This is a genomic window from Sphingopyxis sp. (assembly GCF_016463645.1).
In the GTDB taxonomy this organism is placed as follows: domain Bacteria; phylum Pseudomonadota; class Alphaproteobacteria; order Sphingomonadales; family Sphingomonadaceae; genus Sphingopyxis.
This window is the reverse complement of the sequence record NZ_JAEMQX010000009.1, coordinates 1-6,505: the sequence shown is the minus strand read 5'-3', so window position 1 is coordinate 6,505 and position 6,505 is coordinate 1. Positions and strand designations below refer to the sequence as shown.

5 protein-coding genes and 1 pseudogene are annotated in these 6,505 nt (G+C 66.7%); 5 read left to right on the top strand and 1 reads right to left on the bottom strand.

Annotated elements, in window-relative coordinates:
* From JHC57_RS04075 to JHC57_RS04055, 5 genes and pseudogenes are all read left to right on the top strand, one after another.
* The coding region (locus JHC57_RS04075; protein WP_294028768.1) for an MFS transporter at positions 1–955 on the top strand (955 nt) is incomplete at its 5' end.
* A gap of 15 nt (positions 956–970) precedes the next feature.
* Positions 971–2,923 (top strand): prolyl oligopeptidase family serine peptidase, encoded by a 1,953-nt coding sequence (locus tag JHC57_RS04070; protein ID WP_294028767.1) that lies wholly within the window; start codon positions 971–973, stop codon positions 2,921–2,923.
* Positions 2,924–2,945: 22 nt separating this feature from the next.
* On the top strand, positions 2,946–4,658 hold the full coding sequence (locus tag JHC57_RS04065) for a gamma-glutamyltransferase (RefSeq protein WP_294028766.1): 1,713 nt from the start codon (positions 2,946–2,948) through the stop codon (positions 4,656–4,658).
* 169 nt (positions 4,659–4,827) lie between these two features.
* Positions 4,828–5,160 (top strand): hypothetical protein, encoded by a 333-nt coding sequence (locus JHC57_RS04060; RefSeq protein ID WP_294028765.1) that lies wholly within the window; start codon positions 4,828–4,830, stop codon positions 5,158–5,160.
* 491 nt (positions 5,161–5,651) lie between these two features.
* A pseudogene (locus JHC57_RS04055) lies at positions 5,652–5,973 on the top strand (hypothetical protein).
* Here the strand turns inward: JHC57_RS04055 and rlmJ are convergent.
* The coding region (gene rlmJ, locus JHC57_RS04050; RefSeq protein WP_294028764.1) for a 23S rRNA (adenine(2030)-N(6))-methyltransferase RlmJ at positions 5,970–6,505 on the bottom strand (536 nt) is incomplete at its 5' end. The pseudogene JHC57_RS04055 and the gene rlmJ overlap by 4 nt on opposite strands.

The following is a 6,505-nucleotide window of genomic DNA, read 5'->3' as shown; positions in this document are numbered from 1 at the left end:
GCAGCTGGCGCTCGCGCGGGTCGGCGTCGGGGTCGGGGAGGCGGGGGCGATTCCGCCGGCGCAGAGCCTGATCGCCGACTATTATCCGCCCGAGCAACGCGCCGGCGCGCTCGGCATCTACATGATGTCGTCAATGGCCGGCTATATCATCGGTATGATCGTGGGCGGCTGGGTCGCGCAACATTATGGCTGGCGCGAGGCCTTCATCGTGATCGGCCTGCCCGGCTTGCTGCTCGCGCTGGCGTCGCGTTTCGTGCTGCGCGAGCCGCGTCTGATTCCGGGCTTCGCCGTCGCGCCCGAGGCGGCAGAGGATGCGCGGGTCAGCATCAAGCGCCTGCTGGCGAAACCGGCCTATCGCAACATCGTCTACGCGCTCGTCGTCTATTTCCTGATGGCCTATGGCGCGCTCGTCTTCACCGCGTCCTTCATGATCCGTGTCCACGGCCTGACGGTCGCCGAAGCGGGGACATTGTTCGGAGCGATGTCGGCGGTCGGCGCTGTCGTCGGCAATCTGGGCGGCGGCAAGATCGGCGATCGCCTCGCCAGCCGCGATATCGCATGGCTCGCACGTTTTCCCGGGATCGCGCTCATCCTTGCGCTGCCGCTTTACGTCGGAGCCTTCGCCGTCGACAACCTCATATTGATGGCCGGGATTTCGCTGGTCGGCGGCATTTTGCTGACCGGGGCGGTGCCCGCCATTTTCGCCGCGATGCATACCGTCTGTGGCAGCAAGCGGCGCGCGATGGCGGTCGCGCTCGCCTTTTTCTTCGCGAACCTGATCGGGCTCGGCGCCGGGCCTGTGTTGGCGGGCGCGATCAGCGACCATTTCGCGGGAATATACGGGCCGGCCGAGGGGCTGCGCTACGCGCTGATGATCATGTCGCTGACCTTTCTGCCGGCCGGGATATTCATGCTGCGCGCAGCGAAGCATCTGAACGCCGATGCCGAAGAATGATCCGGAGAGACTGACATGATCGAGCGGGATATACGCGGTTCGTCCGCAGCGCGCGAGGTGGAGGCGCTGTATCGCACGCTATTCCGCCCCGGCGAGGAGCGTCTGTGGACCGCCGCTGATCTCGATCCCGCGCCCGACGGGAAAAGCGTATATTTCTCCGCGCAGTCGTTCGACGGAACGCTCGAAGACGGTCCGTCGGGTTGGGTTTGCCGGCTTGATCTTATGAACGGCGCGGTCGAGCGTGTCGCGCGCGGCCGCCAGTACCGGACCGCGCCCGATGGCTGCGGCGCCTATGTCGGGAACGGGGCTGGCGGGCAGGAGCATCTCGCCCTGCTGTCGGGTGATGGGGCGGCGCTTGCGTTGATCGCGCTCTACATGCGGGTCGAAGCGCTCGCCTGGTCGCCGTCCGGCGACAAGCTGCTGCTGCTCGGCGCAGATTCGGGCGCCGACGTCTCGGGGGCGGAAGGCGGCTTCGCCTTGCGCGGCGATGCTGCGGGCCCGGGCTGGCTTCCCGAGGTGGCGTCGTCGAGCGCTCAGAATCTCTGGCGGCGGCTCTATGTCTGGACCGCGGGCGCGACGAGTTTGCGCGCTGTGAGCCAGCCGCCGGTCAATGTCTGGGAGGCCGCGTGGTTCGGCGACGACGCCTTTGCCGTCGTTGCGAGCGATCATCACAGCGAAGGAAGCTGGTACGAAGCGAGCCTGCGCATCCTCGACGCCGGGACTGGCGCCGAACGCGCGCGCTACACGCCCGCCGAGCAGATCGGCGTTCCGGCGGGCGCGCCCGACGGCAAGCGCTGGGCTATCCTCGAAGCCTTTTGCAGCGATCGCGGGATCGTCTGCGGCCCGGTCACCCTGGGCGACGACGACGGCGAACGCGTGCTCGACCTCGGCGGCGTCGAGGCGACCGACCTTCGCTGGCGCGACGCGGACAACCTGCTCTTCGCGGGTGTCCGGGGTGCGAAGACCGTCGTCGGCGAGGTCAATGTCGCAACCGGCGAGCGGCAGGAGCATTGGGCGTCGGAAGACCTGACGATCAGCGGCTGGTATCCATCGGCGGTTCCGGCAGCAGACGGATCGGTCCTGGCGGTGATCGAAGGTTATGCCCGCCCGCCCGCGATTGCGCGCCTCGCGAATGGCGAAGCGGACATGCGTGTCGATTTCGCACCCTCGCCGGCGCCGGCGATCCCCGGCACGATGCGCTATCACCGCTGGCTCGGCCGCGACGGGTTGGAGATCGGCGGCTGGCTCGTCCTGCCCGACGGCGAGGCGCGGAACCTCCCGCTCTTCGTCGATATCCACGGCGGCCCCGTCTGGGCGCATCGCAATCGTTATGCCGCGGCGCTTCGCGCCGGCCCCGTGCTTGTTGGCAAGGGCTATGCCTTGCTGCTCCCCAACCCGCGCGGTTCGGGCGGGCGCGGTCAGGATTTCGCCCGCCGCGTCCACAAGGACATGGGCGGCGAGGATATGCACGACTATCTGACCGGCATCGACAGCCTGGTCGAGGCGGGGATCGTCGATCCCGCGCGCGTCGCGGTGTCGGGCACCAGCTATGGGGGCTTCATGAGTTCGTGGCTGGTGACACAGACCGATCGTTTTGCGGCGGCGGTTCCGATTTCGCCGGTCGCGAACTGGTACAGCCAGCATTATGCGTCGCAAATCCCGTGGTTCGATGCGGCGTTGCTCGAAGGGTCGCCACGGCGGCCGGGCGGGCAATATTTCGACCGCAGCCCGGTCTTCTTCGCCGAAGGCGCGACGACGCCGACGCTGATCCTCGCGGGCGGGCGCGACAAGAACACCCCCACGGGGCAGGCGATCGAGTTTTTCGGGGCGCTGTCGGAGGCGGGGGCCGAGGCGGCGCTCGCCGTCTATCCGGGCGATGGGCACAGCCTGCGTGGCTATCCCGCCTATCTCGATTCCGCGGCGCGTATCACCGGCTGGCTGGACCGCCATATCCCGCCGGCTTCCTGACCCTCCAGCAAAGGACCTCCCCATGACCCTCGGCCCCTCCGCCTGGCCCGAAGCCGACCGCGAGCATTATTGGAACATTCAGCAGACCGCGCTTCCCGGCAATCCGCCCGCACGCGGCAAAGGTGGCGCCGTGTCGACCGCGCTCAACGGGTTGGCCGCGCGCGTCGGCGAAGAGACGCTGAGGCAGGGCGGTTCGGCGGTCGATGCGGTGATGAGTACCGCGCTCGCGCAGATCGCGCTCGGCGGCGGCGCGGTCATCAGCTTCTTCGGTATCCTTTCGCTGATGCATTATGACGCCGCGAGCAACGATGTGACCTCGCTCAACGCGGGCTGGAACACCGTGCTGGCCGAGGATGATCCGATGTCGATCCCCGGCAAGCTCAACCCCGCGGCCGATGGCGTGACCAACATGATGCTCGAAGGCGAGCCGTCGGGTCGGACCGCGATGGTCGGCGGCTTCATGCGCGGGCTGGAGGCGGCGCACCGCCGCTTCGGCAAGCTGCCCTTCGCACGTCTCTTCGACGCTGCGATCGAGCTCGCCGAGGACGGGTTTGCGGTTTCGGCGGGCCTCGCGCGCTACATCGACGTGCGCAAGAAGGATCTCGCGCGCCTCCCCGAGACGCGATCGATCTTCTACAAGCCCGACGGCACGCCCTATGTCGAGGGCGACCATTTTCGGCAGCCTGCGCTCGCCGAGACGCTCCGCCGCGTCGCGAGCGAGGGCGCCGATTATATGTACAAGGGAAGCTGGGCCGCGCGCTGCGTCGAGGCGGTGCAGCGCGACGGCGGCAGGATGACGCTGCAGGATCTCGCCGACTATCGCCCGATCTGGTCGACTCCGGCCACAGTCGAGCGCGAGGGATATACGATCGCGGTCCTCGGCGAGCCCTGTGAAGGTTCGGTCAATCTAATCGAATCGCTCAACCTCGCCGAGGCGGCGGGGATCAAGGATATCGGCCACTGGTCGACATCGTCCGACAGTCTCGTTTGTCTCGCCAAATGCTGCGCCGCGATTGGCGGCATGCGCTACGAAAGCCCCGAAGAGCAGCAGAAGGCGTTCCCGGGCATCGACATGAGCCGGTCGTCACGGCTGACCCGCGAACATGCCGGCGAGCTTTGGGAGCGGCTGGTCGATCAGGGTCCCGTGCGCTTCCTGCCGAAGGGCACGCATTCGGACGTCGTCGTCGCGGTCGATGCCGACGGCAACATGGCGGCGCTGTGCCACTCGATCAATTGCCTGATCTGGGGCCAGACCGCGATTGTCGTCGATGGGGTGTCGGTCGGCGACCCCGCCGCTTATATGCAGTCGATGGTTGCCGCGACGCCGCGCGGAGCGCAGCTTCCCAATCCGATCGAGGTCGGGCTGGTGATCAAGGACGGCACCCCCGAAATCGCCTGGTCGTCGATGGGGGTTGGCCTGCACTATCAGACGACGCAATCGCTGCTCAACGTGATCGATTTCGGCATGACGATCGAGGAAGCGGCCGACGCGCCGCGCCTGTTGCTGCCGATCTCGCCCGACGGCAGCCAGCGCGAGCTGATCCTTCGCGTCGTTGATGGCGAGTTCGCTGCTGAACTGCTCGATGCGACGGGACTTGAGATCAAGAGCATTCCGCCAGCCGAGGCACGCTTTGCACAGGGGCTGTGGGTCGCGGTCCGACGCGATCCGGCAACTGGCGACCTTACCGCGATTTCGCCGCGCTACACCAACGGGCAGGCGGCGGCGCTTCCCTGATTTCGGGGCGCCAGCTCAGGCCGGCGGCAATCCGCGCAACCGCGAGCGCGCGTCGCCGACGCGGAGTGCCCGACGCCTGGCTGCCCTGATCGAAGTAACCGGCGATCCTGCCCATCATGCGGCGGCGCGTCGGAGTACGAATAGGCGAGGTTGGCCATAGGGAAAAATAGTGGAAGCGCGCATCGGGGTTGCGGTCCGCGAGGACGAGCGCGAACGACGCCTGCGCGTCAAGGGCACCGCAATGGAAATCGAGCGTCGTCGGAATCGTATGGAGATCGAAACCCCAATCCGACGTGGCCCATCTGAGTTCGGCCGGCGGCGCCTGCTTCCCGGGAGGCTGCTTCATGACCCGCCACCGATATTCGCCCACATCCTCCTCGATCCCGGGCGGCGGTCCGAGCAGATCAAGCGGGCTGAACCCGTCGCTTTGCGGCGCTGGCGGCCCGCCGAGCCCGCCGCCGCCTTGACGAGCAACCCTGGCCAATATTTCATCAACCGATAGGTGAGCGCCACCGAACGCGGCGCGACGCTTCGCGGGTCGAACCATGGAACGGCCGGATTGACCGCACCGCGCCGATCACCCGCGGCGCCATCGTCGCCGCCACGGTCAAGGTGACCATGCCGCCGCTCGATTCGCCGAGGCATGCGAACTAGCCGACCTTCAGGCTGTCGAGCAACCCGTTCAGATCGTTCGTATAGGCGGCGGCCGGACGACGGGGCAAAGCATTGAGCCTCGCGCACCCGGGTGGTTTGTCGCGATCAGGCGGATGTTTCGCTTCGCGGCCTCAGCCATGAAGCAGGCCCGCTTCCAGACTGGCGTTGCCACCCCCGTGAAAATACAAGACGGGCCGTCCGCAACCGGCCAGATCCGGCGATAGGCATGGCACTGGCCTGATGAGGGAGCGGTCCAGTTCGACGAGGATCTGTCGTCGGCTCTCAAGTAGAGGCCCCCGCCTTCGCATGTCCGCGCGCCTGACATGCCAAGGGCAACCTATGCTTCATATGCACGGCCGCGGCGGCACCGTTCAGATCGATGGTGTCAAATATGACCGGGAACTCCTGAGCGAGCCCCAACGGTCCTCTTCCGATGGCTGGAAGGGCATGACGGTCTCCTTGCGCCAGAGAGATATGCCACGCGAAGCCGTGCTGGAATTTCCGACACCAAAGCGCCTGTTGAAAGGATTGCCGAAAGGGCGTTCGCAGATCAACGACGCGATAGTCTCGCGAGGGGTGCGAGCGGCATTGTCGGCAGGATGGGACCCGGCTTCTCGGGGCAAAGCCGATGGTCTTCATGGTTGATGCCAACGGCGACTAGGCGCGATCGCCCAACCAATCGGCCCCGATCTCTCCCCTATGCCCTTCCGGCGCCAGCGCGGCGCGTAGGGCTTCCAGCAGAGGCGGCAGCATCTGCGTGAAGGCGTAGGGCGGGTTGACGATGAAAAGGCCCGCGCCGTTATAGATGTCGGGCTGATCGCTGTCGTACAGCCAATGCTCGACCACCAGAAACTTCGGGATGCCGAGTTTCCGCAACTGCTGCTTCCACCGCCGATGCGTCTCGCGGTCTTTCAGCGGATACCAGATCACCGTCACGCCATGCGCCCATTTGCGGTGGGCGGCTGCGAGGGTGGCGGTGATACGCGCGCGTTCATCGGTCTGCTCGTACGGCGGGTCGACCACCACCACTCCGCGCGCGGTGCGGGGCGGCAGCATCGCCAGCCAAAGCTCGTACGCGTCGCGCTGATGCACGGCGGCGGATGTGTCGCGCATAGCGCCGCGCAGGGCATAGGCGTCTTCGGGATGTTTCTCGTTCAGGATCAGAAAATCCTGCGGACGCAGAAGCTGCGCCA

What these genes read in the sequence shown, in the direction of transcription:
- JHC57_RS04070 (WP_294028767.1), top strand. Translation starts at nt 971, where the DNA reads ATGATCGAGCGGGATATACGCGGTTCGTCCGCAGCGCGCGAGGTGGAG.
- JHC57_RS04065 (WP_294028766.1), top strand. Translation starts at nt 2,946, where the DNA reads ATGACCCTCGGCCCCTCCGCCTGGCCCGAAGCCGACCGCGAGCATTAT.